The organism is Parasutterella secunda (genome assembly GCF_023336895.1).
Lineage (GTDB): Bacteria > Pseudomonadota > Gammaproteobacteria > Burkholderiales > Burkholderiaceae_F > Aphodousia > Aphodousia faecalis.
The window spans coordinates 291769-317440 of the sequence record NZ_JAMBLT010000001.1; the positions used below are offsets into that span (position 1 = coordinate 291769).

The following is a 25672-nucleotide window of genomic DNA, read 5'->3' on the forward strand; positions in this document are numbered from 1 at the left end:
TATGGATATCTGATATATGCCTGCGATTCGATTAATTGTTGGTCTGGGAAATCCCGGTATTGACTACGCCGACACCCGTCACAATGCGGGCTTTTGGTTCTTGGATCAACTTGCCCAAAGAGAAAAAGTTTTTTTTCATGAAGAGAAAAAATTTCAAGGCGAAGTCGCTCGGGTTCGTTTAGCTGGGCAGGATATTTGGCTTTTAAAGCCCACAACTTTCATGAATCGCTCAGGACAAGCCGTCGTTGCTCTGGCCCTTTACTACAAGATACTTCCGGAAGAAATTCTTGTTGTCCATGACGAGCTTGATTTGATGCCCGGGTGCATGAAATTGAAAAAAGGCGGCGGAAACGCCGGTCATAATGGCCTAAAAGATATTACTGAAAAACTTTCCACACCGAACTTTTGGAGACTCCGTTTAGGTACCGGCCACCCGAGATCTTTAGGAATGGCGCAACCCGTCGCTGATTTTGTTCTGCATGCTCCAAGTTCTGAGCATAAAGAGATGATTCAAGAGTGTATTGCTGCTGCTCTTAAAACAACCAATGACATTGCCTGTGGTGATATGGCTCGAGTTCAGCGTTCATTGGCGAAATACGGTTCTCCTAAGCCAAAAACAAATCCCGAAAAGAATGAGGAACAATAATTGGACAAGTGCCCTCCGATCATCCTCGTTAGTGCCTGTCTTTTGGGACAAAAAGTTCGCTTTGATGGACAAAGTCGACCGGCCGATCTTGGTTGTTTAATCAATAAAGGCTGTCTTCTCTTACCTATCTGTCCTGAATGCGCGGGCGGCTTACCCATCCCGCGCCGCCCTTGTGAAATTGAGTTTTCAGGTAATGCTAAAGGGGTCTTAGATAAACAGTCGCGCGTTTTAAGTGTTAACGGTCGCGATTGTTCCGATCAATACCGCAAAGGAGCTCTGCATTGTTTAAAGACAGCCCAAAGCATTAATGCTTCTTTTGCGCTATTAAAAGAAAAAAGTCCGGCCTGTGGGGTTTGTTTTATTCATTCCGGAAATTTTGACGGACAAATTAGAGAGGGTCGGGGAGTTTTAGCTGAATTGCTCTACCAATCAGGAATAAAAATTTTCAGCGAAAACCAAATTCACCAATTAATGCTTGCCATTGAAAAATCTTGATTTTCGCCTCAATGACTCTCTCGTAGTATCACATGTCAATGCTAAAATGCACGCATTAACTTTTTGGAAATAAAATCATGGGATTGAAATGTGGAATCGTCGGTTTGCCCAATGTTGGCAAATCCACCATCTTTAACGCTTTAACTAAAGCGGGCATCGCAGCAGAAAACTATCCTTTCTGCACGATTGAACCCAATGTCGGCATTGTTGAAGTTCCCGATAACCGACTCCAACAGCTAGCCGATATCGTACATCCTGCCCGAATTGTTCCTGCTGTTGTCGAATTTGTAGACATTGCCGGTCTTGTTGCCGGCGCCAGTAAGGGTGAAGGCTTAGGCAATCAGTTTTTAGCCAACATTCGTGAGTGCGATGCCATTGCCCATATCGTTCGCTGTTTCAATGACGACAACATCGTTCATGTCGCCGGTCACGTCAACCCCACGGAAGATATTGAAGTTATTAATACGGAATTAGCTCTGGCGGACTTGGCAACGGTTGAGAAGATGCTTAATAAATACTCTAAGCAAGCTCGCCAAGGCGGAGACAAAGAGGCTTTGAAATTGGTTACGGTCTTGGAAAAAATCCAACCCGTGCTCAACGAAGGCAAGCCGGCTCGTCAGGTATCGTTGACGCCTGAGGAAAAGGCCATTATTAAGCCTCTTTGCCTTTTGACTGTTAAGCCAACCATGTACGTAGCCAACGTGGATGACAGCGGCTTTGACAATAATCCCTTGCTCGATGCCGTCAAAGCATTTGCTGCTAAAGAAAATGCTCCCGTTGTGGCTTTATGCGCAAAAATTGAAAGCGAAATCGCAGAATTAGACGAAGAGGATAAAGCCCTCTTCTTGGAAGACATGGGAATGCATGAAGCAGGTTTGGATCGCGTCATTAGAGCCGGCTATGACCTGCTTGGTCTGCAAACATACTTTACGGCCGGCCCTAAAGAGGTTCGTGCCTGGACGATTCATAAGGGAGACACTGCTCCTCAAGCCGCCGGTGTGATTCATACTGATTTTGAACGTGGATTCATTCGCGCTCAGACTATTTCATTTGATGATTACATTTCTCATCATGGTGAAAAAGGTGCTCAAGAAGCCGGGAAAATGCGAGCTGAAGGAAAGGATTACATCGTTCAAGACGGCGATGTCATGAATTTCCTCTTTAATGTTTAAAATAAAAAGAGGGATCGTTACGATCTAACCGATAGACATTTAGGTACATTTTTATTAGACCTTAAATTATGGCAACTGTTCTTGCGAAACGTCGTCGAGAATTTGGTGAACGGTTAAGAACCGAACGGGAACGTTTGGGCTATACCGAATTGCAAATTGCCCAGCTGCTTGGCGTACCCTTGGAAATGTACCAAAAGTATGAGTTGGGGCAAGAAGATCCGGGAATTTTCAGGATGCCCCGACTCAACGACTGTGGTTTCGATATTCTCTTCATTATCACTAGTGAGCGCCACAATCCCGTTGAGGAAGAAAGTGAGCTGCTGGCCCGTTTCAGAGAACTCTCCAACCGTGGAAGAGATTCTATTTTCATGACGCTTGACGCTCTCGAGCGTCTTGCTCCTAACTTGCGTCAAACCATTCGAAATAAGTGGCGCAATAAATAGTGCTCTTTTGGCTCTGCAACGGATCGCATTTCGTGCTATGTTTGGCAAAGTGGTTCTGTGTTCTGGACAAATCCCATGCGTATTATCCGCAAAATTCTCTGGGTGATCTGCATATTGGCGCTGTTGGCAATTGGCAGCGTCGTTGCCCTGTATTTCCTGGTTACCCCTGCATCCGTTCAAGATCGTTTGCAATCGTCCTTAAATCAGATGGGCTTTGTCATGCGCGCAAACGAACTTCCGACCGTTAGGGTTTTACCAACGATATCGGTTGAGCTGCCCAGCGCGCAACTATTTGACTCCCAAAACAAACTGATTGCCATTTACCGTTCTGCTCACTTTAACGTAAGCCCTGTTTGGCTTATTTTCGGCCAAATCCATATTGAGAAGATCTTGGTTGACGGATTTTCGTTGCAAGAAACGGAATGCCCGTCATTGCCTGAATGGTTGAAAAATAATTCAACAACCGACACTGCTCTTATTGATGGTTTGACGGTTGAATCTATTGAATTCAACGACTCCGACATTCACCTGAAGCATGACGGAAGGCTGTTCAATCTTCAAAATTTAAGAGCAGTTATCTCTGGCCCTGCTCCGCAGATGCATGCGCCGGTTGCACTCAGCACACAGATTCAGATATTGCCTGAAAATCTCCTCCTGGATGTACAGGCAGGCTTTTCTTTGGACCTGAATTTAGCTTCTGGCAAAGTCGCTATTGAAAATCTTTCCGTTCAAACCAGCGGAACCCAACAAGGCAAATCTTTCCAAGCGCAATTGGATTCACCTCTGACCCAATTGTCCGCTGAGGCCATTTACACAAAAACCGCAAAAGTACAAATAACCGGTGATCAATCCCTTGGCGACGTCTCTTTGTCCGTGGCTGAATTACACATCAGCCAAGACAGTTGGCAAGCTCCTGACTTCCATATTCAATACAACAAGGGAGCAGGAGATCAGACTTTGAAAGTTGATTTGCGTTCACCCATCATTTTTGACACAGCAACAACTTTCACTACTGCCGATCATATCCAAGGATCAATTTCCTTGCCTGAACAAGCAGAGAGCATTCCCGTCTCCGGCAATGTGAAAATTGATTGGAATAAAGAAAAAATTCATAGTGAAATCTTTGCCAGACTTCACGGAGCGCCTATGACATTTCGAGGCGAGAGTGCTGGCTTTGATTTCCCTGACATCAAAGGAGACCTTGTCTTTGGCCGACTGGAATTAAGTGATTTATCTGTTTTCAGATCACTACAAAGAGCTCAAGCAACTTTACCAGCAACGTTACTGCCCCAGCAGTCGGAAGTTCAAACAAGTGCGTCTAACGAAGCGAACGTTGAAGCGCAACCGTCAAAACTTTCTTCCTCCGGCAGCCAAGAAGATACCTCCGTTGAAACAACGGTTGAGACTGACACGTCTCGTGTCTCTCAGGCGGATGGAGATCAGAGTGAAGTAACCAAAGAACACTCTCACGAAGGCTCAAATGAAGTCTCTTCAGTAGCTACTTCGGAAATTAGCGATCATGAAACCGCGGACATTGATTCATCTTTACCCTTTGACTTTTTGAACCACTTTGACTTCAACGGTTCGATAGTGATTGGTGAGTTATCGACTGGACCGGTTAAATTAGTGCAGCTGAAATCGAATATGCAGATTCAGAAGGGTGTTTTAAAACTCCCCAAAGCCAAAGCTCTAACATACGATGGTAAGACCGAATTAGATGTTCAGTTGAATGCCCAAGGCCACTGGAATGTAGTTTATCGAGGCGAAAGCATTAACCTGTCCTCTCTTCTCAATGATGCAAGCGGCAATAGTAAGGTGGGAGGAATATTGAACCTCCAGGCCAATTTGTATGGCGGAGGCTTTACGCAGCAAGCTTTAAATGGGCAAATCGGTTTTTCTGCGTCACAGGCCAAACTTTTTGGATTTAATCTCGAAGACGCGACAGTTGCCTTAAAGCAATACAAGGAACCCGAGCAAAAAAATGATCTTTTTACAGAAACAGAACATTTTGGCGGTGTTGTGACAATACACGATGGTCGGGCGGTTATTGACAATTTAGGGGTTAATTTCGGATCTTCACGCGCCCGGGGACAAGCTCAAGTTGATTTAAACAACCATTCGCTAACTGGACAATTAACGGGCAGAAGCAATGGGCTGGATTTGATTATTAATTTGGCCGGCCAATGGCAATCTCCAATTGCGGTGTTAGATACCGAGCAAATCCGCAAGGCGAATAATCTTGTTGCCAAACCGCAACCGAAGGAAGAAAAGAAACCGTCCGGCTGGGACAAATTGAAAGATTTCTTCAGAAATCGTTTCTAATAACGAGAAGGAGTGGCCAAACCACTCCTTCTGCTTTTAACCAATAAGAGCTTTGGCAAACTCTTGCGCGTCAAACGGTTGCAAATCCTCGATGGACTCGCCGACACCAATAAAATAAATAGGGATGGGGTTATCGGCGCGCATGCGGCTGATAGCCACCAAAACACCTCCCTTGGCCGTCCCGTCTAATTTAGTAATGATCAATCCGGTTAGCGGAACCGCCTCATCAAAAGCTTTCACCTGGGCCAAAGCATTTTGACCATTCGTTCCATCGATGACCAGAATCACTTCATGAGGAGCACCCTCCAATGATTTATTTTGCGAACGAGCAATTCGCTTGAGTTCCTCCATGAGTCGAGTCTGCGTTGTCAAGCGACCTGCCGTATCAACAATGACAACATCGCTTCCTCGGGCCTTGCCTGCACTGACAGCATCAAAAGCTACAGCCGCCGGATCACCGCCTGTCTGGGAAATAACTTCTACACGATTTCTTTCTCCCCAAACAGCCAATTGTTCGCGAGCAGCAGCGCGGAAAGTATCGCCTGCTGCCAACAAAACACTTTTACCCTGCGAAGAAAGCCATTTACTGATTTTCCCAATGGATGTTGTCTTACCTGCGCCGTTTACCCCAACCATCATCATCACAAGTGGCTTGGTTCTATCTAGGTTAATTCGACCTTGCGCTGGTGTTAAAAGAGCAACAATTTCCTCTCTTAGGGCCTCACGAACTTCTTCCTGTGTTTTCAGCCCTTTCAGTTGAATAGTATCTCTTAACTTTCCCAGTAACTCCGATACCGTTGAAACGCCCATATCGGCAGAAATCAAAGCGAATTCGAGTTCCTCTAAAAAATCCTCATCGACCTTACCACCGGTAAAAAGTCCGATAATATTGACTCGAGTTCGATGTAAACCGTTTTTTAACCGATCTAACCATCCCGCTTTTTTATTTTCAGTCGTTATCATTAGCGTATGCGTCCATTAAAGAAACAAAATCAATCACAAAGCGTAAGTTTACCAAGAGCGCGCGCAGCAGGTACTGTCAGAATTATCTCTGGCAAGTGGCGTCGTACGCCTTTAGCTGTCGCGGACTTTGACGGCTTACGTCCGACAGGTGATCGGATTCGGGAAACACTTTTTAATTGGCTCAACTACCTTCTCGGTGATTATTCTGAAATTGAAGGTCTGGATATGTTTGCCGGATCCGGCGCTCTGGGTTTTGAATTAGCCAGCCGAGGAGCGCGCAGCGTTACTTTGCTCGAGAAAAATCGTCGTGTTTATGAAAAGCTCTGTCTTTCACGAACCAAATTACGGGCAGAAGACATTCTGGATATTCGTTGCGCAGACGCTCTGGCCGATGTTCGCTCCCTTAATGAAAAATACGACATTATTTTTATCGACCCCCCATTTGCACTGAATTTACACGAAAAGGCCATTAAATTAGCGCTTTCGATTCTTAAAGAGAACGGTTTCATTTACATCGAGTCACCAAAAGAATGGGATACCCAAATTTTGGCTGACTTAAAATTAGCAGTTGTAAGAGAGTCTGAGACCGGAGCGGTGGCCTTTCGACTGGTTAGTCCTACACAGGAAGAAAAATGACAATTGCCATTTATGCAGGTACGTTTGATCCCTTTACCCTCGGACACGAAGATGTACTTGATCGTGCCCGTCAAATCTTCGATGAAGTCATTGTGGCAGTCGCTGCTGATACCGGAAGAAACACCTTCTTTTCTTTTGAGGAAAGAGTCGATTTAGCCCGCCGATCTTTAGCGGGTATCAAAGGTGTCAGAGTTGTTGGATTTGAAGGCTTGTTGAGCGAATTTGTTAAGGCAACCGGTGCTTCTGTCCTTATCCGGGGTGTTCGAAACGGAAGCGATTTCGATTACGAGACGCGCATGGCCTGTGTCAATCATGCCTTAAACAGTAATGTTCAAACAATATTTTTCCCACCTATTAACGGCACTCAGTCTATTTCCGGCTCATTAGTCAGAGAAATTCATCGTCTAGGCGGCGATGTTTCTGCTTTTGTCAGTCCCATTGTTTCGCAAGCACTGGAAGCCAAGCGTTCAGGAGCCCAAGAATGAGTATCCGTCTGGCAGCCATAGATTTAGGATCCAACAGTTTTCGCTTGGAAATCGGTCGGGTTGAAGGTAACGAGATTATCTGCGAACACTACAGTAAAGAAGGCGTTCGGTTAGCTGCCGGACTCGATAGCAACGGTTATCTAACTGAAGAAATTCAGCAAAAAGCGCTTGATACCTTAGCTCGTTTTCGAGAAAAAATTAAAGACTTCAGACCAGAACACGTGCGAGCCGTAGGCACTCAAACGATCAGAATTGCCCAAAATAACAAAGCGTTCCTACTGCGCGCTCAAGACGTACTGGGTTTCCCCATTGAAATATTGCCCGGACAAGAAGAAGCCCGACTGGTTTTTGAAGGCTGTGCCCATCGCTTGCCTCTTTCTGATAAAAAACGTCTGGTCATTGATATCGGCGGGGGTTCAACAGAGCTTGTTACGGGATCGGGACTTCATGCTGACCGTTGTGAATCGTTTCACGTTGGCTGCGTCAATTTATCTCTACAGTATTTCCCGCATGGAATAATTACGCGTGAAGGCTATGAAGCGGCAAAATTAGCCGCAATGGCAGAATTTCAAGAAGGTCGTGAACGATTTAATTCAACCCTATGGGATGAAGCCTACGGTTCGTCCGGATCTATGGAAGCAATCTGCAGTCTCGCCAAATCTTTTGGTATGGACTCTTACACGATTTCTCAGGAAAGACTTTGTGAAATTCGTGACGCAATGATTGCCAAGGGACACGTTGATAAACTGGATTTTCCAGATCTGCATCGTTCAAGAAAAGAAGTGATCACCGGAGGACTTGCGGTTCTTCATGCCGCCTGCGATGCTCTCAACATTAAGAGCATAAAATTCTCGGCAGGCGCCTTGCGGGTCGGATTGCTTTATGAACAGCTTTCTCGCCTGAATGGTAACGATTTAAGAGAATCCAGCGCTTGGGAACTATTACGTTACAGCGCTGTTTCCGAAGCGCAGGCCAAACGAGTCGATCTGCTTGCCCAAAAGCTTCTTCAACGCCTTTTCCCCGATGCCGCGGAGGACACAAAAAAACGCCTTCATTGGGCTGCACTATTACATGAAACAGGCAATCTCATTAGCCACAACCGTTTTCACAGACTAGGTGCCTACCTGATTGAACATTTTGATCTGCAGGGCTTTTCCATCAATGATCGTCATTGGGTTTCGCAGTTGGTTCTAGGCCACAGAGGCAGACTCTACAAAATTGAGTCTCAACTAGACAATGAGGCGTGGGCGAAATCACTGCTGGCACTGCGTTTAGCAAGCATCATTGCACATAAACGCGAGGATATTGAACTGCCTGATTTCTCATTGACTCAAGAAGGTAAGCGTCACTGGCGCTTATCATTTAGAGATTCAAGTTGGCTCAATAAACATCCTCTAACACATTTTCTCCTACAAAGAGAAGTTGATGCTTGGAAAGCCGTACAATATCAGTTTGACTTTGAGAAATAATTTTATTGATGTTTGACACTTCCCTACCTGCCCAAATTCAAGAAGAACCGTTGGTTCAGTTATCACATGTATTTGTGGAATTTGACCAATTGCAAGTACTTCGCGATGTATCGGTAGATATCTACCGAGGGGAGTTTGTTGTCCTGCACGGAGATACAGGATGTGGGAAGTCAACCGTTTTGCGGCTAATCGCCGGCTTGTTGAATCCGACTCGTGGTGCGGTCAGGGTGGCCGGGGAAGATGTTCAAGAGTTTTCTACCCTTCAACGTCGTTGGCTTCGAAGAGCGATCGGACTGATGCTCCAAAATTCGCCTTTACTGGAAGACAGAACCATTTTGGAAAACGTAATGCTGCCCGCTTTGGCCGCCGATGCCAGTACTGATCAAGCTAGACAACAAGCATTAGCAGCCCTTTCTCGCTGCCACATGTCCGACTGGGCTCAAAACTATCCGATCGATTTATCTTCCGGTCAAAGACAACAAGTCAGTCTTGCGCGAGCCGTGGTTAACCAGCCTGTTTTGATTTTGGCTGACGAACCGGCGGCACATTTGGATGCCAATAATGCTCAAACGGTTATCAATCTTCTGGGGGAATTTGCCAGCGCTGGGGTGACCGTTATTGTAGCCTCCCACCTTCTTTTGGCTCCACGTGACATTGCCTACAGGGAAGTCAAATTTGCCTCTCAACACGGAGGAATGCCATGAGTTTTGCTTCTTCTCGTGTTTGGGCCTTACAGCAAGTTTTTCGAGGCATTAAAAATGCTAAGGGTGTTTTTTTCCTAGCGTTGATGCTCGCCAGTTTGTCTTTGACAATCCCCGTTTTTGTTGCAAGTGTTCTCTATAGCCTTTCTGAACCTATCAGGGCAATTCCTGTGGCGCCGGAAATTACGGTCTTTACGTATCAAGACCTCAACAAAGCGCAAATGGATAATCTGCGGGAGCGAATCGGCAGGCACGAACACGTAATGAAAATTACGACGATTCCGAAAGACGAAGCTTTTAAATCTCTTAATGAAAACTTAGGTATCAAGCAAACTTCTCAAGATAAGGCTGCCAATCCGCTGCCTGACTTGATTATTGTGACACTTGATGCACAAATGCCTGCGGCCGACATAGAGCGAACAGCAAAAAATATTGAAAAGTTAAAGGGCGTCAGCCTTGTCGCCTATGACAGCACGTGGTTAACAAAATTGGATGCAATTTCTCACGCAATCAGTAACTTAGGCTGGATATTTGTTGTTATCACTCTATCGCTGATTGTCTGTGTTATTGCCGCTAGTGTCAGGCTGGCTGCCGACACCCAAAAAACGGAACTCAATATGCTTTATCTTTTTGGGGCGACTCCGTCTTTTTCCATTCGACCTTATGCATGGCGAGGTTTTCTGACGATGGGTCTGGCGGCTGTGATTGCCATTGCCTTATCGTCCTTTGCTACCGGCTACCTTAATGAAGCTCTTTTGGCCGTTGGTGAACAATATGGCACTCAAATAGCCATTTCTCCGTTACCTTGGCAATTTAATGCGGGCTTTATCGTTTTTTGCGCCCTGCTTGGCGGATTAATCGCGAGTATTATTACCCAACGCGCAATTGCAAAAATTGAGCGCTTCGACTGATACAAGTCCTCCTCATCTTTTTAGGCATCTACATGGCTGATATCAAAAAAGCTTCCTCCGGCGCTAATGCCCTTGTTCCTTATCAGAGCAAGGTCCCTAGTGTCATCCCTAGTTTAGGGAACTTAGATGCCTATATTCAGGCAGCTAATCGCTTCCCGATTCTGTCGTATGAACAAGAACGGGATCTGGTGGAACGTTTACACAAAAATAATGACATGAATGCCGGCCGTGCTTTGGTTATGGCCCACCTGAGACTGGTCATTGCTATTGCTCGTTCCTACCTTGGATACGGAATTCCACACGCTGATCTGATTCAGGAGGGCAACATCGGTTTATTGAAAGCCATTAAGCATTATGACCCTACTCACGGCGCCCGCTTAATGACATTTGCAGAGTATTGGATCCGCTCTGAAATCCAAGACTACATTGTGAAAAATTGGCGTCAAGTGAAATTGGCCACAACCAAATCACAAAGGAAATTGTTTTTCAATCTCCGCTCCATGCGGGGAGAAAATGCGCTCACCTATTCACAGGCAGACAAAATCGCTCAAGAATTGGACGTTAAGCCATCCGAAGTTCTCGAGATGGAGCAAAGGATGTATGGTAATGAAACGCCCATTGATTTGCCTGCAGACGATACCGATGATGAAGATCACAGCAGCGCTCCGATCCAATGGTTGTCTTCAACAGCCGATGAACCTACCACCATCCTTGAGCAAAAAGACGAAGAGCGAATGCAGCAAGAAGGCATCCGCCAAGCGCTGGCTAGCCTTGATGAACGCAGCCGCCATGTGATTATGGCTCGCTGGCTCAATGTCGATGAAAATGGCAATAACACTCCCAAAACATTGCAGGAACTTGCTCAAGAGCTGGGAGTGTCAGCTGAACGGGTTCGACAAATAGAAAAAAATGCTTTAACGAAAATGAGGAAAGCGCTAACTGCGCCGTCAGATGAGTATGTTTAGAATTGTTCTCGTTGCTCCAGAAATTCCGCCTAACACCGGTAATATCATCCGTTTATCCGCCAACACGGGCTGTGAACTACACCTCGTTGAACCTCTCGGATTTACATTAGAAGACAAACATATGATCCGAGCTGGGCTGGATTATCACGAATATGCAACAGTAAAAGTGCATAAAAGTTTTGATGCGTTTTTAGAAAGCGAGCATCCCGATCGCAGCCGCATGTTTGCCATGACCACAAAGGGTTCTCATCCTTTTGCGGACTCTCACTTCTTGCCCGGAGATTGGTTTGTCTTTGGCAGCGAAGGACACGGGCTTCCCGATAACATTCGAAACAGTTTCCCTGAACAACAACGCATTCGCTTGCCGATGCGTCCTCACAATCGGTCGTTGAATCTCTCCAACACCGTTGCCATTACCGTATATGAAGCTTGGAGACAGAATAACTACGAAGGCGGCTTATAGCCGCCCTCAAAGAATTTAACCGTTATTCGCCTTTTTCTGATTTAGGCTCTCAAGTAAATAGCGGTCCATGTGCCGCTCTGCTGCGAAAACAGCAGCCTGTACGCGAGAGCTGAAATCAAACCGTCTCATAATACGCTGTAAATGAGCTTTGACAGTGCTTTCAGACATGTTCAGCAAATTAGCCATCTCTCGGTTACTGGCTCCCTGAGCCAAACAACCTAAAATCTGGCGTTCACGTTCAGTGAGACTTTTTACCGTTTCCGGACGAACCTCGGGCATTAATGAAAGATGTTTAGCTCTGATTCCATTGACAAATTTACTGGTCATCTCCGGAGACATCACGCTTTCGCCAGCCACGACTTGACGCACGCCATTAACCAAATACTCTGCATCAATGTTTTTGACTAGATAACCTCTGGCTCCAAGTACAAATGCTTCTTTCAAATCCTCGGCATCTTCACTGACTGTCAACATAACGACCGGAAGTTCGCGATTAGCGGCCAACATCTGAGCGAGTGCCTCGGTCCCGTTCATCACGGGCATATCCAAGTCCAAAAGCACCAGATCCGGTTTCAGCTGCTCGGCTAACTTCACCCCTTCCAATCCGTCTGAAGCCTCACCCACAATTTCGAAATCTGCCTGCCTGCTCAACAGTGCCTTCAAACCAGACCGAAATAAAGTGTGGTCATCTACTAATAAAATCCGAATACTCATCAGCGTCCCTCTTTGGGCAAAATCAATTTCACAGTAGTGCCTTGGTCAATTTCAGATTCAATTTCAATCTGAGCGTTTACTTTCTGAGCACGTTCTCGCATGATAGACAATCCGACGTGGCTTTGCTTTCGTTCGGACAACAATTGTGGATCAATTCCGATGCCATCATCCATCACCGTCATTTCAAAACGACTGTCATCATTGCGAATGTTAACCATGACCGTACGCGCCCGAGCATGCTTTCTAACATTGGATAGGGCTTCTTGCAAAATAAAGATGACTTGCAACTTTTGGGTTGAAGACAATGTCATTCCGTCATCCTGAATATTTAAATGCGTTTTCACATTCGTCTGTCGCTCAAAACGTTGCAACACACTTTGAACAAGTTCACCCAATTCCTCTTTATAAACACGTGTTCGGAAATTAAGAAGCAGCTCCCTTACATCGTCGTAGCACTCTTGAACGCCGGCTTTAATTTGTTTAATGCCATCATCAATTTGCTCGGAGTTCTGATCCTTCAATGCCCCTTCCAACATCTGCACTTGAAGATTAACAAAAGACAAGGTCTGTGCAATGGAGTCGTGTAAATTCTGCGCCAATATATTGCGTTCCTGAGCAACCGCCATTTGTTGGTCCAAAGCCGCCAAGCGCATATTTTCAATAGCGGCCCCAAAGTGACGACCCAAGTTTTCAAGAAGCATATCTAGTGCTCTGTCTTCGGAAAGTTTGTCACGATAAAAGAGGGCAAAAATACCGATATTTTTTTGCCGATAGCGAATGTGATAAACCACCTTCAATATGAAACGATTATGGGAGGCGTCCAGGTTGACAGACTGATCAGGCTCTTCAATTCTGACCGGATAAGGACTGGCAAATATTTGCTGGCAGAATTGTTCAGAGATTTTTTCACATTCCTTAGTTCCGCTCTCACTAAGGCCCTTTTTCAAGACGCTTTCCAATTGGTTGCGGTTTTCGTTCCAAAAACAAACTTGCGCTGCCGGAGCCCCAGTTAAAGTTAAAACACGGGCAATAAAAGACTCCAACATCTCTTCAACGGAATGTTGTTCACCCAAAAACGCCGTTAAACCATATAGAGCGGTTAAGTGGGCATTTTTTTCTGCTAAAGAAGCGGTTTTTTCTTCAACTCTACTTTCCAAATTGAAGTAAATATCATCCAAGTGGGTAGCCAATTCATTAAAACCTGCAGAAATTTCAGAAAATTCCTGAGTTCCTTCCGCATGCACCCTTGTCTTCCAGTCACCCGCTTTCAAGCGCTCGATTCCAGCCTGTAGTTGATTCAGCGGCCTTAGTACAGAAGCAAACAAAAACCACATCACAACGATGACACTCAGAATCGACAAACCTCCCAAGGCAACCTGTGTATAGCGCAATACGACGATATTACGGTTGACTTCTGCATCGGTTAAGTTTTGCCACTCATCAAGTTCACTGTTTAGAGAATCGAGGCCTGCCAATATTTCCTGTCTGCTGCTGGTTCCTACACTATGAGTCTCATTCCACTTTAAAAGTAAAGGTTTGACACTCTGGCGCCATGTTTCGTCGATTCTGCTCAAAATTTTGTCAATTCGCTCATCACGAGCCATCACACGGTAGGTAGATCCGTCATCCAAAATAGCCAAATTTAGCGTCTGGTCAACACGCCAAACAACCCCTTGGATATCGACAGTTAAATTCTTCGAATGTACCGTGGTCAGGTCGTAGCCAACTTGGTATAACTCCGCACGAATATCACCTGCTCGGCGCATAACTTCCGTTGTGATTTCCATTTGTTTAGACAAAAAAAGCGTATAAACAACCGAGGCGATGAGCAAAATCACCCAAAGCAGCGCCAATCTCAACAGACGGCTGGAAAGTTGCGGAGCTTCTGTAACGTTTTTCATTGTCATAAAACAAAAAAGGGGAAAAGCTTCTCAGCACCTTTGCTGATGTCTTCTCCCCTTCAACGGTCTGTATGAATCCGAATTAGTTTTGTTGTTCAGCCTTTGCTTGATCGGCAGCGACTGCTGCTTGAGCCAAACGTTGTTGATACAACATTTCAAAATTCATTTCCGGCAAGTTAACCGGAGCCATTGTCGTACGGGTAATCAAGTCAGCAACATTGGCACGCAAATACGGGTAAACAATGGTCGGGCAAATAACATTACCGATGTGAGCCATTTGTTCATCCGTAAAGCCGCGAATTTGGAAAATACCGGCTTGTTTGACTTCGGCAATCAACATGACATTTTCTGCAGCCTTGATCGTCACTGTGGCACGAACCGTTACTTCACGATGCGCATCATCAAGCTTCTTTAAACTAACTTCAAACTGCATGTCAACCGTCGGTTGTTGTTGAAGAGGAGTCACAAAAACTTCCGGAGCATGCGGCATTTCCAAAGAAGCATCCTTCATGTAGCAGCGTTCAAGTTGGAACGCATTAGCAGAAGCGTCTTGTTGTTGATCTTGCTGGGCAACACTGTTGTTTTCTTCAGCCATTTTTAAATCCTTTCGGTGTTTCAGTTAAATTGATCTCTAGCGGGTAAAGGGCAACTTGGCGTCTACCCAACCTTTAATACCGCCTTCAAGGACAAAAACATCTTTATAGCCCTTGGCACGCAAAATCTTTGCTGCCTTTTGGCTCGACGATGTCACGGTATCGACCACGATGACCGGTCGATCATTCGGAACTTCATTGATGCGCCCTTCAAAACCTTCCATAGGGATGCTCTTTGAATTGGCAATGGCTCCACGCTTAAAATCTTTCGTGGCACGCACATCCAACACGAAGGCGTTCTTCTTGTTAATGTAGTCGATAGCCTCTTCGTTGCTAAGACTGGGACCCATGCTACGCTTACGAATAACGGGTTCGAGCAAAAAGGCGCCGGATACCAAAATCACGGCCACCAACACAATATTGTCAAGTAAAAATTCAAACACGATGTTCTCGCTACTGATCAGTCAAAGAAAAAGCGGTCGGTCACAAAAAGCCCAATCGCATCTTGATTTGGGATAGTACAACAAATTACAACTTTTTGTGCATTGGCGATTCTCCGAATTGGCCTTTTCTTTTAAAATTGTGGGGTTAACTTCCCATTTCTCATTTTTATAGAGATTGATCCTATGTTTAAGCTCGTACTGATGCGACACGGCGAAAGCCAGTGGAATTTGGAAAACCGTTTTACGGGTTGGACCGACGTTGACCTGACAGAAAAAGGACGCGAAGAGGCCCGCAAAGCCGGAGAATTGTTAAAAGCCGAAGGCTATGATTTTGATATCGCCTATACAAGCGTGTTACGTCGTGCCATCCGTACGTTATGGATCGCTTTGGATGCCATGGATCGTATGTATCTGCCGGTTAAAAACTCATGGCGCTTAAACGAAAGACATTACGGTGCACTTCAAGGCCTAAATAAAGCTGAAACGGCTGCCAAATACGGCGATGATCAAGTTTTGATCTGGCGTCGCGCGTACGCTATTCCGCCCAATCCCCTTTCTCCCGATGATGAACGTTGGGCAGGCAGAGATCCCCGTTACGCAAGTTTGAAGCCGGAAGAAATCCCGGCTACTGAATGTCTAAAAGATACCGTTGCCCGTGTTATTCCGTATTGGAAGGAAGAAATTGAACCGACGATTCGTTCAGGAAAGCGCGTACTGATCGCTGCTCACGGCAATTCTCTTCGCGCTTTGATCAAGTACATTGACAATATCAGCGATGAGGATATCGTTCACTTGAATATTCCGACTGCTCGACCGATCGTCTACGAGTTCGACGACAATATGAAACCTATCCGTCACTACTATCTCGGTAATCAGGCGGAAATTGAAGCCGCAATGGCAGCTGTTGCGGCTCAAGGTAAAGCGAAGAAGTGAGATTGATTGCGCGTCCTTTAGGCGTATTTTTAAAAGCGCTCGGTCTAGCGAGCGCTTTGCTCTGTCTGAGCGTTTCCCCGCTAAGTCAATACTGCGGGGTGGGAGAGGTGTATGCTCAAACGACTCAGAAAAAAACTAACGCCAAGAAAACGACGCGCTCTTCCGCTAAAACCACTACAAAACGTACAGTTGCTCAAAAAAACAACTCAAAAACAGCCACTAAAAAAACGGCTGCCAAAAGTACAGACGAAGTCAGTGAAAAACGCCGCAATGAACTGCAAAGTCAACAGAAGTCTTTGCAAGAGCAACTCGGTTCCTTAAAGAAACAGTTGTCCCAAGCTGAAGCCAGTCAAAATGAGGCAAGTGATGCCTTAGCTGCCAGTGAAGAGGCCATTTCAAAAGCCAATCGCCGTCTTCGTGAATTAAGCACTGAACGTACACGAGTTGAAAAACGGCTAAAAGAATTGCGAGAACAAGAGCTATCTGTGAGCGGACAATTGACTAGCGCAGAAAAGCAAAGTCGAGCGATTGCCCGTGCCCAATTTCTGAATTCCCGGCGTCAGTCTTGGCAAACATTAATTGCCGGAAATAATCCCCATGAAGTAGCCCGAGACGCCGCTTCCCTTCAGTATTTTGCTCGTGCTCAGCAACAGGCCGTCAATCAACTGTCCAAACAACAGGCCGGTATTCACTCAGTCTCCGAGGAAACGCAAAGCAAACGCAAAGAGCTCGCGAACATTGAAGCCAATGAAAAAAAAGGCCGTGAGCAACTGATGCGAGAACAACAAACTCGTAAACAGACTTTGGAGAAACTGAAAAAACAAATTTCCGAGCAACGAGCCTCCATTGATAAGTTGGAGCGAGATCAGCAACGATTAGGACAATTGGTTGCCAATATTGACAAAGTGCTGGCCCAACGCAAAGCAGAAGCAGAACGCAGGGCTCAGCAGGCTCGCAAGAAACAACCGGCCAGCGGAAAAGTATCCGTTGGAGGAAAGACTCCTTCCGGCGTATTTGCTAAACAAAAAGGCAAATTGTTAATGCCGGCGTTGGGTAAAATCACAGGACGCTATGGACAAGCTCGAGCGAATGTTTCCGGTAAGAGCACAACGTGGAGAGGTTTGATGATTCAAGCTCGCCAAGGCAGTGACGTTTTGGCTTGTGCGAATGGTCAGGTTGTGTTCTCTGATTGGCTTCGTGGTTTCGGCAATTTGATTATTGTTGACCACGGTGACGGTTATCTCTCCATTTACGCAAATAACGAATCCCTTTACAAGAGTGTTGGCGATAAGGTCACGCGCGGCGAAACGATTGCCTCCGTCGGCAACACTGGCGGAGAAGAGCGCCCAGGCCTATATTTTGAACTTCGCAGAAACGGACAACCCTTCAATCCCCTGCCGTGGATTGGTAAAGATTAAAAGAAAAACATGACAATATTTTCATCTCCCTTACGTAAAAAAGTAATTGCAGCTTCTTTGGCGCTTTGTTTTACTCCTGCTCTTTTGGCAGCTGAAACAAACGCTCAAAACGCTAAAGCTCCTTTACCTTTACAGGAAATTCGTCAATTTACCGATGTCTATGCGGCTGTAAAAGCTTTTTATGTCGATGAAAAGCAGACCGGTGACCGCCAGTTATTGGAAAATGCATTGGCTGGTATGCTCTCAGGGCTTGATCCTCACTCTGCTTATTTGGACAAAGAAGCGTTTGAGGAAATGAAAGAGGGAACCGAAGGTGAATTCGGCGGACTTGGCCTTGAAGTCACGATGGATGCTTCTGGTGTCTTGGTCATCGCTCCTATCGATGACACACCTGCCGCCCGGGCAGGAATTCGAGCCGGTGACATTATTGTCAAGATTGATGAACAGGCGACCCGAGCGATGACGCTTTCTGAAAACGTCAAACTCATGCGCGGTAAACCCAAAACAAAAATTAAACTCGTCATTGCTCGAAAAGGAGTGGATAAGCCGCTGAACTTCACCATCACGCGTGACATTATTAAAGTCCAGTCGGTGAAAATGAAGGAACTAAAGGATGGCATCGCCTACATCCGTATCTCACAATTCCAAGAACATACGGCCGATGACCTTGCTAAATACCTTATTGATCTGAATAAAAAGAATCATCTTAAGGGGTTGGTTTTAGACCTAAGAAATGACCCCGGTGGCTTACTTAATGCCGCTGTCGGTGTTGTATCAACTTTTATTGATAAAGATAAAGTTGTCGTTAGCACAAAAGGACGCACAGCCGAAGCAAACCGAAGCTTCCTCACCAGACCGTCAGACTACCTTAATTTCGATCAAAGCCCCTCTAGTGACTGGGTTGCAAAAGTCCCCAAGGAAGCCAAGACCGTACCCATGGTGGTCCTGATTAACGCGGCCAGCGCCAGTGCCAGCGAAATCGTCTCGGGCGCCTTGCAAGATCATAAGCGTGCCAAAATTATTGGCCAACAGTCTTTCGGCAAGGGTAGCGTTCAAACTGTTTTACCTTTAAGACCCTTGGATGGAGGCGAAGCCACAACGGGCATCAAACTGACAACATCGCGTTACTACACCCCTAACGGTCGGTCAATTCAAGCTAAGGGTATTACTCCCGATATTGAAATCGCTGATACCGCCGAAGGCAATTACGCGACTTTCAATATTCGAGAAGCTGATCTTGCACATCACCTAAAGAGTGAAGAAGAGAAAAAAGCTTTCCAGAAAAAACAGAAAGAAGAAAGTGAAAAACAACTCGATGACGCCAAGCAACCGGAATTACGCTATTTCTTTGGTGATGATAAGGACTTCCAATTGCAGCAGGCTGTCAAGATTCTCAAAGGAGAAAAATACATTACCGGTTTTGAGAAAAAGCCAGAGGTAACGAAAGAAAATCCAAAAAAAACGGAGGGACAAACTAAAAAGTAACCGGCAATAAAAGAGGAAAAAGAACAACATGCAACAAGTACTCATTCATGTCATTCCGATTTTTTTCGCCTTATATATGTACGTGAGCTTGTTTCACAAGACTCGCCTGCATTGGGCAATTCGCGGAGTTTTGCTCTTTTTAATTCTTATTTCCTGCCAATATCCCGCGTTTTGTCGTTCTTTTTTTGTCGGCTATGATGACCGAGTTCCCCATTTAGGGATCGTTTTGTATTGTTGGTTATTTTCGACCCAGTTACTACTGGTTTTGGCTGCTTTTGCCAAAGACTTTGTGGGACTCATTTACCGTTTAGTCCGCAAAACTAAACTTCCCCACCCAACAACAACGGCGGTGAGTTTACTGAGCATAGCCATGTTAATCGCCGCATTTGGCAGTTACAGCGCCCTGTCTCAACCGCCGATTTACCGTTTAGACGTTCCGATTAAAAATCTGCCTGATTCGCTGGACGGTTTTACGATTGCTCAATTATCCGACACTCACGCCAGTCCCCTGCTTGACCGAAGCCGGCTGGTTAAGGTTGTTGAAAGAACAAATGCTTTGAAACCGGATATGGTTGCTGTCACCGGTGACATTGTTGACGGTAAAACAGAAGCAAGACTGCAAGACGTTTCACCGCTTAAAGAACTTCACGCCCCATATGGTGTTTTCGCAGTTGAAGGCAACCATGAACACTATGTGGATTATGACGCCTGGATGGCCACTTATCCCACATTAAATATGACTGTACTGCATAACAGTCACCGAATTCTTGACGTTAATGGAGCCAAACTTGCCATTGTCGGTATTACCGACCCCATGGCCGCCCGCTATCACCGTGAGTATCCGGATATTAAAAAAGCCATGAGTGGGATACCCGAAGGAACCGTCTCCATTTTGCTGTCTCATCAAGTTAAATACAGCCGAGATTACGCCAAATACCCAATTGCACTGCAATTGGCCGGTCATACGCATGGCGGACAAATTTTCGGCATGCACTGGCTTGCTCAAATTATTAATAAAGGTTTTGTAAAAGATAAATATCAGATCGGCGATATGCTCCTTTATGTCAACCGCGGAACTGGACTTTGGTATGGCTTCCCCATCCGTTTAGGCATCCCCAGTGAAATTACGCTTGTGACATTAAAAAAGAAAAATTGATTTATGAAACGTTTCTCTGCCTCAAAAGTGATTAATATAAGTACAGAGGTATCCGTTTTTTAAGGATCAATGTATGCTTAATAAAAACAGTTTTCGTTATTCCGCCGCCATTGAGGCATTAATCGAAAAGCACGCCAATGAAGGCAGTGACAGTATGTGGAGTGTCTGGCGTGAACGTCAGGTCAATCGTAATGCCTATGGTGGAAACTATTCTTTTGTATTGGGCCGCACTGCTGATAAAGACGAGCCATTTTACCTCAACTTTGAATCTGCTTTTGAAGGATTTGCTGCCCACGCCCCTTACACCTTAGTGACAGGGATGACTGGCAGTGGTAAAAGCTCTTTCCTGCGAAACTTGATTTTAGACATTGCCATTACCAACACTCCTGACTTGGCCGCCATTAAAGTGTTCGATCCCAATGGTGGTTGGGCTTTTGAAAGCCTGAAAGGTCTGCACCGCATGCGTGTGGAAACCAACATTGAAACGGCGAAAAGCTATCTAGATGGCATTACCAAATCCATTGAGGCCCACGAACGGCTTTTCGAGACCTTGGGAGTCAAAACTCTGGAAGAGTGCAATAAAGTATTGGGACTCAAAAAGCGTCTTTTACGCACTTTTGTCATCATTGATGAAGTGGCTGTCTGGATGATTGATGATGACTTCAAAGAAAAACTTTTGAGAGCCTTGAACGCGATTTCCAATAAAGGTTGGAGCACGGGTTATCACCTCATTTTGGCGACCCAGTGGCCGGATCCTCGTGTCTTGCCTAAAGAAGTTCGGGATCATTTCGGCAATCGTATTTCCCTGAAATTGCCGACGGCTGAAATGTCCGAGTATGCATTAGGCATTAAAGGGGCGGAATCGTTAACGGATTTAGGTCATATGCTGGCTGTTTTGGCTGGTGAACCATCTCCGATCTACTGCTGGGTTCCTTGGCTGTCTGATGAAGACGCCGAACGAATGGTGACCGCAATCCGGGTTGCCGAAGACCGCTAACTTTAACAGAGCGCCAACAGGCGCTCTTTTCGACGATGAGCATATTCAAGTTTTGTCCCTCCGGTGGAAAGATCACAAAGCCGAAACTTTGGCTTCTGGACATGGACGACACCCTCTACTCAGCCTCTGCCGGTATGTTTCATGACATCCATGTTCTGATGGATGCCTACATTGTTGAAAGACTCGGACTAACATCGGAACAAGCCAACGAGTTGCGAAAGTATTATTGGCGAAAATACGGAGTAACCTACTACGGCCTTTGGCTGCATCATGGAATTGATCCCCACGATTTTTTGACTGCAACACATAAAGTTGATACCTCAAGCATTCACACTCAAGGCAGAATGCGCGAAGCCATTATGTCTTTAAAGGGGCAACGAATCCTCTTTACCAACGCCCCTAACTCTTTTGTTGATCAAGTGTTAGAACGGCTTAATTTAAGTAGTTGTTTCGTCGATCAATACCGAGCCGAAGACATGAAAGTCTTTGGACACTGGCGTCCCAAACCCTCTGCGAAAATGCTCAAAAATGTATTGGCTTGCCACCATGTAAAACCTCATGAGTGCTGCCTAGTAGACGATAATCTGAACAATCTTAAAGTCGCGAAAACCGTAGGAATTCAAACGGTTCTTTGCAAAGGTTGGCATCATCATGGACTCGAAGTCATTCGACCTATTCCTTATGTTGATGCCTTTATCTCTCATATTCGTGATATCAAAAAAATCTTGGTTTCACCAACACCTAAAAAGCAAAAACATAGGCGACCAATTTTTTTGAATCCCTATAATTAGCCATCACTCTATTATTCGAGGTTATTTTGTTTATCTTTCGCTGGATTGGCAAAGCTTTTCACTTCGTTGCTACTTGCCTGAAATATTTCAACAAAACCCTGCTCTATGTTTTGGAGCTGATTGTCATTGTTGTTCTTGTCGCAGGACTTTTTTCCTTTTTCCACACCCCCCAAATTCAACCTAATTCAATCTTACTGTTGGATTTGCAAGGAACAGTGAAAGAGTCGCCAACCAATGAAGCTGCGTTGCCGCTAGCACTGGCTCCGGCCAATTCCTCCGTGTCTCTGCACGAATTATTGGCCACGATTGATAAAGCGGCAAAAGATCCTTTAGTTTCCGGTGTGTTATTAAAGCTTGATGGTCTGGATAAAGTGGGATTAGCCTCCACTATTGAAATTGGTAAAGCTTTGGATCGCTACAAGGTAAGCGGTAAACCAATCTGGGCTTGGGGAACCAACTTTTCACAAGCACAATACGCTATTGTTGCCCACGCCAATGAAATCTATATGCACCCGATGGGAGAAGTTTTTGTAAAAGGCCTCGCCTCCAATCGTCTGTACTATGGTGATCTTTTAAAAGCGCTGGGAGTGAATGTTCACGTATTCAAGGCTGGCGCTTACAAGAGTTTCCCTGAAAGTTTCATTGCCAACAAACCTTCCAAAGAATGGATCGAAAGCGAGCGCTTTTGGCTTGATGATGTCTGGAAAACGCTTGCAAGAGAGATTGAAAATTCTCGGGGTCTGATGCCCGGTTCAATAACACAGTACATTGAAACACTACCGACAAGACTGCAAAATGCTAACGGTGATTTAGCGACGACGGCATTAAATGCCAATCTCATCGACGGCACGCAGACCTTCGATCAAATGATCAAAACCATCGAAAATAAACTGGGACTGAAGCAAAAAGGGGAAGCTAATCTTGTCAGTTACGCCGATTATGCCGCTCGGCTCAACACCCAAAGCGGTGAAATTGCCGTTGTCATTGCCGAGGGAGAAATTCAGGAAGGCGAATCACAAGCCGGCGTCATGGGGGCGGAGTCACTGGTTAAACTTATTGATCGGGCCAGAGAGAATAAAAACATTAAGGCACTTGTCTTGCGAGTCAATTCTCCGGGAGGTTCCGCTGTAGCCAGTGAACTGATTCGACACGCTCTGGAAAGAACCAAAGCTGTTAAACCTGTTGTCGTAAGCATGGGGGATATGGCCGCATCGGGTGGCTATTGGATCAGCATGGGAGGCTCTCGTGTGTTGGCCTCTGAGGCCACGGTAACCGGATCAATCGGTGTTTTTGGGCTGGCACCTACTTTTGAGCGCACTTTGCAACTGGCAAAAATCGGCCAAGCAGCGGTGACAACCACATGGCTAGCTAATGCTGAACGGCTAAGTCAACCGATGGATCCTCGTATGGAAAGTATTTTGACTCAGTCGGTGGCAAGAACTTATTCCAATTTCATCAACGTTGTTGCTCAATCAAGAAAATTGTCCACTCAATACGTGCAATCGGTTGCACAAGGACGAGTGTGGACCGGAACACAGGCTCAATCTCGTCAATTAGTGGATCAAATCGGAAACTTCGGGGATGCTCTTTCCTTAGCGCGCTCATTAGCGAAAATGGATACTAATGCTGGCGCCGTTTATTTAATTGACTCCAAGCCCGATTTTGGATCAATGATTCGTGAAAATTTTGGAGATTGGTTCAATCCTTTGGGATTGGTTGGTGTACCTGAATCCGTTCAAAAGGAACTGAAGCAAGGACACTCTTTGCTACAAAAAGCTGAAGGACGCTCCCAGCTAATTTTCGTGCATAGTTTGCTACAGCCCCTTCAGTAATAGAAAACGCGGGCGCAAAACGCCCGCGATTTTTAATAGCTAAAGACTTAGACGATAAAGTCGACTTTAAATATCAATCGCCGTACATTTTTTGGCGAATTTCTCGACGCATTTGAGCTTCCAAGGAAAGCGTCGCCGTCGGACGAGCCAACAAACGGGCTACACCGATCGGTTCACCGGTTTCTTCACACCAACCGTATTCACCATTATCAATTCGCTGAATAGCTGCTTGGACTTTCTTTAAGAGCTTGCGTTCACGATCTCGTGTACGTAATTCCAAAGCATGCTCTTCTTCAATTGTTGCTCGATCTGCGGGATCAGGCACGACTGTCGTTTCCCGTAAATGTTCAGTCGTCTGACCGGCATTGCTGCGCAATTCTTTTTCCATTTCCTCCAAACGATGACGGAAGAACGCCAATTGACGATCATTCATGTAATCATCTTCGGACATCGCGAGCAATTCTTGCTCTGTCAACAACTTCTTTTTCGTGGCCATATATCTTCAATCACAGTACTGAACTTTCACCCAGCACCGTCTTTGTTACATCAAAAAACTCTTCGGAGTATAAACGAAATTATGACCCAAAACTTGTTGTTAAAACTCAAAAGTCTGGGCAATAAAACGCCCTCCAAGAAGGAGGGCAAATTGTGTCTTAATTCTGATAATTTGTCAAATTTTTCATAAACCTACGGAGCATCAACTAGACACGTTTCCAAACCCGTAATAATGGCTTGCTCCGGTAGATTTCGTCCGATGAAAACAATTTTGCTCATCGGCTTTTCATCAGCAGCCCATTTGGGACCCAAGTCTGCCGCTACTAGCATATGAACCCCTTGAGTGATCATTTTGTGATCAGTCCCCTCTAGATAAAGAACTCCCTTGTAGCGCAAAAGATCAGGACCATACACCTGTGTAATGGTTCCCCAAAAACGCTCCAGACGGAACGGATCAAAAGCAGTGTATGAAGTAAAGACAAACGAGCCAATTTCGTCACCATGGTGATGATGGTGACCGGTGTCCGTTAAGAATTCAGGATCAATATCCAACACCGTATTGAGATTAAATCCTTCAATGTCCAGAACTTCACTGATAGCCACCTCGCCCATGTGAGCCTCTTTAATCGGAGCACGCGGGTTCATCGCACGAAGTCTGGCTCTGATCGCTTTTGTCTCTTCGGGAGTCACCAAATCAGTCTTTGTCAAAAATATCCTATCGGCAAATCCGACCTGAGCCTGAGCTTCTAACTCCTTATCCAAGGTGTCGTTACCGTGCTTGGCATCCACAACCGTAACAACCCCGTCCAAACGGTAAAACGCAGCAACCGCATCATCCATAAAGAATGTTTGAGCAACAGGACCTGGGTTGGCCACCCCCGTTGTTTCAATAATCACACGGTCGAATGCAATTTCCCCTTTATCCCGACGGTGACGAAGATTTGTTAAAACCCGAGATAAATCGCCTCTGATTGTGCAGCAGATACAACCGTTACTCATCTGAACAATTTGTTCTTTATCCGTTTGCACTAGCAGCGTGCTGTCAACATCTTCCTCACCGAATTCGTTTTCAATCACAGCAATCTTGTGCCCATGATCTTCACGCAAAATACGGTTCAACAATGTTGTTTTACCCGCCCCAAGAAAACCCGTGAGAATTGTCACCGGAATTTGAGGAACCATATCCATTACATCCATTTTCAGCCTCTAACTCATTTTTCAAAGTGCGGCTTTTCGGTCGCTT

26 protein-coding genes are annotated in these 25672 nt (G+C 45.5%); 19 read left to right on the top strand and 7 right to left on the bottom strand.

The features are described from left to right. Positions 1 to 16: 16 nt before the first annotated feature. From pth to M3080_RS01380, 5 genes are all read left to right on the top strand, one after another. Entirely contained in the window at positions 17 to 646 is a 630-nt protein-coding gene (pth, locus tag M3080_RS01360) for an aminoacyl-tRNA hydrolase (RefSeq protein ID WP_022472584.1), read from the top strand. Beyond that, entirely contained in the window at positions 647 to 1141 is a 495-nt protein-coding gene (locus tag M3080_RS01365; RefSeq protein ID WP_249091581.1) for a 2-thiouracil desulfurase family protein, read from the top strand. Positions 1142 to 1218: 77 nt separating this feature from the next. Continuing rightward, complete coding sequence (gene ychF, locus M3080_RS01370; protein ID WP_022472582.1) at positions 1219 to 2313, top strand: redox-regulated ATPase YchF; 1095 nt, start codon at positions 1219 to 1221, stop codon at positions 2311 to 2313. Between the two features lie 68 nt (positions 2314 to 2381). Then, the gene (locus tag M3080_RS01375) at positions 2382 to 2756 is read left to right on the top strand and encodes a helix-turn-helix domain-containing protein (protein ID WP_022472581.1); all 375 of its coding nucleotides are present in this window, start codon (positions 2382 to 2384) and stop codon (positions 2754 to 2756) included. A gap of 75 nt (positions 2757 to 2831) precedes the next feature. Then, positions 2832 to 5078: an AsmA family protein gene (locus M3080_RS01380; RefSeq protein ID WP_249091582.1), complete on the top strand. Its 2247-nt coding sequence runs from the start codon at positions 2832 to 2834 to the stop codon at positions 5076 to 5078. A gap of 36 nt (positions 5079 to 5114) precedes the next feature. On the opposite strand, the gene ftsY is transcribed toward M3080_RS01380, so the two are convergent. Continuing rightward, positions 5115 to 6041, bottom strand: coding sequence for a signal recognition particle-docking protein FtsY (gene ftsY / locus M3080_RS01385; RefSeq protein ID WP_249091583.1), 927 nt, complete (start codon positions 6039 to 6041; stop codon positions 5115 to 5117). Between the two features lie 6 nt (positions 6042 to 6047). Here ftsY and rsmD point away from each other — a divergent pair, with 6 nt between their 5' ends. From rsmD to trmL, 7 genes are read left to right on the top strand one after another with little or no spacing between them, the layout of a single operon-like run. After that, positions 6048 to 6677, top strand: coding sequence for a 16S rRNA (guanine(966)-N(2))-methyltransferase RsmD (gene rsmD, locus M3080_RS01390; RefSeq protein ID WP_249091584.1), 630 nt, complete (start codon positions 6048 to 6050; stop codon positions 6675 to 6677). Next, the gene (gene coaD / locus M3080_RS01395; protein WP_022472307.1) at positions 6674 to 7162 is read left to right on the top strand and encodes a pantetheine-phosphate adenylyltransferase; all 489 of its coding nucleotides are present in this window, start codon (positions 6674 to 6676) and stop codon (positions 7160 to 7162) included. The genes rsmD and coaD overlap by 4 nt, the downstream gene beginning before the upstream one ends. Next, positions 7159 to 8631: a Ppx/GppA phosphatase family protein gene (locus M3080_RS01400; protein WP_249091585.1), complete on the top strand. Its 1473-nt coding sequence runs from the start codon at positions 7159 to 7161 to the stop codon at positions 8629 to 8631. The genes coaD and M3080_RS01400 overlap by 4 nt, the downstream gene beginning before the upstream one ends. A gap of 8 nt (positions 8632 to 8639) precedes the next feature. Then, complete coding sequence (locus M3080_RS01405) at positions 8640 to 9335, top strand: cell division ATP-binding protein FtsE (protein ID WP_022473514.1); 696 nt, start codon at positions 8640 to 8642, stop codon at positions 9333 to 9335. After that, positions 9332 to 10243 carry a cell division protein FtsX gene (locus M3080_RS01410; protein WP_022473513.1) on the top strand — a complete coding sequence of 304 codons (912 nt, stop codon included), beginning with the start codon at positions 9332 to 9334 and terminating at the stop codon, positions 10241 to 10243. The genes M3080_RS01405 and M3080_RS01410 overlap by 4 nt, the downstream gene beginning before the upstream one ends. A gap of 32 nt (positions 10244 to 10275) precedes the next feature. Continuing rightward, positions 10276 to 11208: an RNA polymerase sigma factor RpoH gene (gene rpoH / locus M3080_RS01415; protein WP_249091587.1), complete on the top strand. Its 933-nt coding sequence runs from the start codon at positions 10276 to 10278 to the stop codon at positions 11206 to 11208. After that, positions 11201 to 11671, top strand: coding sequence for a tRNA (uridine(34)/cytosine(34)/5-carboxymethylaminomethyluridine(34)-2'-O)-methyltransferase TrmL (gene trmL, locus M3080_RS01420; RefSeq protein WP_249091589.1), 471 nt, complete (start codon positions 11201 to 11203; stop codon positions 11669 to 11671). The genes rpoH and trmL overlap by 8 nt, the downstream gene beginning before the upstream one ends. Before the next feature lie 15 nt (positions 11672 to 11686). Here the strand turns inward: trmL and M3080_RS01425 are convergent, their stop codons facing one another. The 4 genes from M3080_RS01425 to M3080_RS01440 all read right to left on the bottom strand — a co-directional run bounded on the left by M3080_RS01425 (position 11687) and on the right by M3080_RS01440 (position 15322). Next, positions 11687 to 12385 carry a response regulator gene (locus M3080_RS01425; RefSeq protein ID WP_249091591.1) on the bottom strand — a complete coding sequence of 233 codons (699 nt, stop codon included), beginning with the start codon at positions 12383 to 12385 and terminating at the stop codon, positions 11687 to 11689. Then, positions 12385 to 14286, bottom strand: coding sequence for an ATP-binding protein (locus tag M3080_RS01430; protein ID WP_022473509.1), 1902 nt, complete (start codon positions 14284 to 14286; stop codon positions 12385 to 12387). Before M3080_RS01430 ends, M3080_RS01425 begins: the two co-directional genes overlap by 1 nt. A gap of 82 nt (positions 14287 to 14368) precedes the next feature. Beyond that, the gene (gene secB / locus M3080_RS01435) at positions 14369 to 14881 is read right to left on the bottom strand and encodes a protein-export chaperone SecB (RefSeq protein ID WP_022473508.1); all 513 of its coding nucleotides are present in this window, start codon (positions 14879 to 14881) and stop codon (positions 14369 to 14371) included. A gap of 36 nt (positions 14882 to 14917) precedes the next feature. Beyond that, positions 14918 to 15322 carry a rhodanese-like domain-containing protein gene (locus M3080_RS01440; protein ID WP_022473507.1) on the bottom strand — a complete coding sequence of 135 codons (405 nt, stop codon included), beginning with the start codon at positions 15320 to 15322 and terminating at the stop codon, positions 14918 to 14920. A gap of 183 nt (positions 15323 to 15505) precedes the next feature. On the opposite strand from M3080_RS01440, the gene gpmA reads away from it, so the two are divergent. From gpmA to sppA, 7 genes are all read left to right on the top strand, one after another. Beyond that, entirely contained in the window at positions 15506 to 16255 is a 750-nt protein-coding gene (gene gpmA, locus M3080_RS01445; RefSeq protein WP_249091592.1) for a 2,3-diphosphoglycerate-dependent phosphoglycerate mutase, read from the top strand. Continuing rightward, positions 16252 to 17673 (top strand): murein hydrolase activator EnvC family protein, encoded by a 1422-nt coding sequence (locus M3080_RS01450; protein ID WP_022473505.1) that lies wholly within the window; start codon positions 16252 to 16254, stop codon positions 17671 to 17673. The genes gpmA and M3080_RS01450 overlap by 4 nt, the downstream gene beginning before the upstream one ends. A gap of 9 nt (positions 17674 to 17682) precedes the next feature. Next, on the top strand, positions 17683 to 19158 hold the full coding sequence (locus M3080_RS01455) for a S41 family peptidase (protein WP_249091593.1): 1476 nt from the start codon (positions 17683 to 17685) through the stop codon (positions 19156 to 19158). Between the two features lie 28 nt (positions 19159 to 19186). Continuing rightward, the gene (locus M3080_RS01460) at positions 19187 to 20314 is read left to right on the top strand and encodes a metallophosphoesterase (protein WP_249091594.1); all 1128 of its coding nucleotides are present in this window, start codon (positions 19187 to 19189) and stop codon (positions 20312 to 20314) included. Between the two features lie 73 nt (positions 20315 to 20387). After that, the gene (locus tag M3080_RS01465) at positions 20388 to 21311 is read left to right on the top strand and encodes an FtsK/SpoIIIE domain-containing protein (protein ID WP_022473502.1); all 924 of its coding nucleotides are present in this window, start codon (positions 20388 to 20390) and stop codon (positions 21309 to 21311) included. 35 nt (positions 21312 to 21346) lie between these two features. After that, a complete protein-coding gene (locus M3080_RS01470; protein ID WP_258333757.1) occupies positions 21347 to 22102 on the top strand; it encodes a pyrimidine 5'-nucleotidase in 756 nt (251 codons plus the stop codon). 26 nt (positions 22103 to 22128) lie between these two features. After that, the gene (gene sppA / locus M3080_RS01475) at positions 22129 to 23934 is read left to right on the top strand and encodes a signal peptide peptidase SppA (RefSeq protein WP_249091595.1); all 1806 of its coding nucleotides are present in this window, start codon (positions 22129 to 22131) and stop codon (positions 23932 to 23934) included. 73 nt (positions 23935 to 24007) lie between these two features. On the opposite strand, the gene dksA is transcribed toward sppA, so the two are convergent. Both dksA and M3080_RS01485 read right to left on the bottom strand, forming a co-directional pair. Then, positions 24008 to 24430: an RNA polymerase-binding protein DksA gene (gene dksA / locus M3080_RS01480; RefSeq protein ID WP_022473499.1), complete on the bottom strand. Its 423-nt coding sequence runs from the start codon at positions 24428 to 24430 to the stop codon at positions 24008 to 24010. 191 nt (positions 24431 to 24621) lie between these two features. After that, positions 24622 to 25626 (bottom strand): CobW family GTP-binding protein, encoded by a 1005-nt coding sequence (locus tag M3080_RS01485; RefSeq protein ID WP_249091596.1) that lies wholly within the window; start codon positions 25624 to 25626, stop codon positions 24622 to 24624. Between the last annotated feature and the right edge of the window lie 46 nt (positions 25627 to 25672).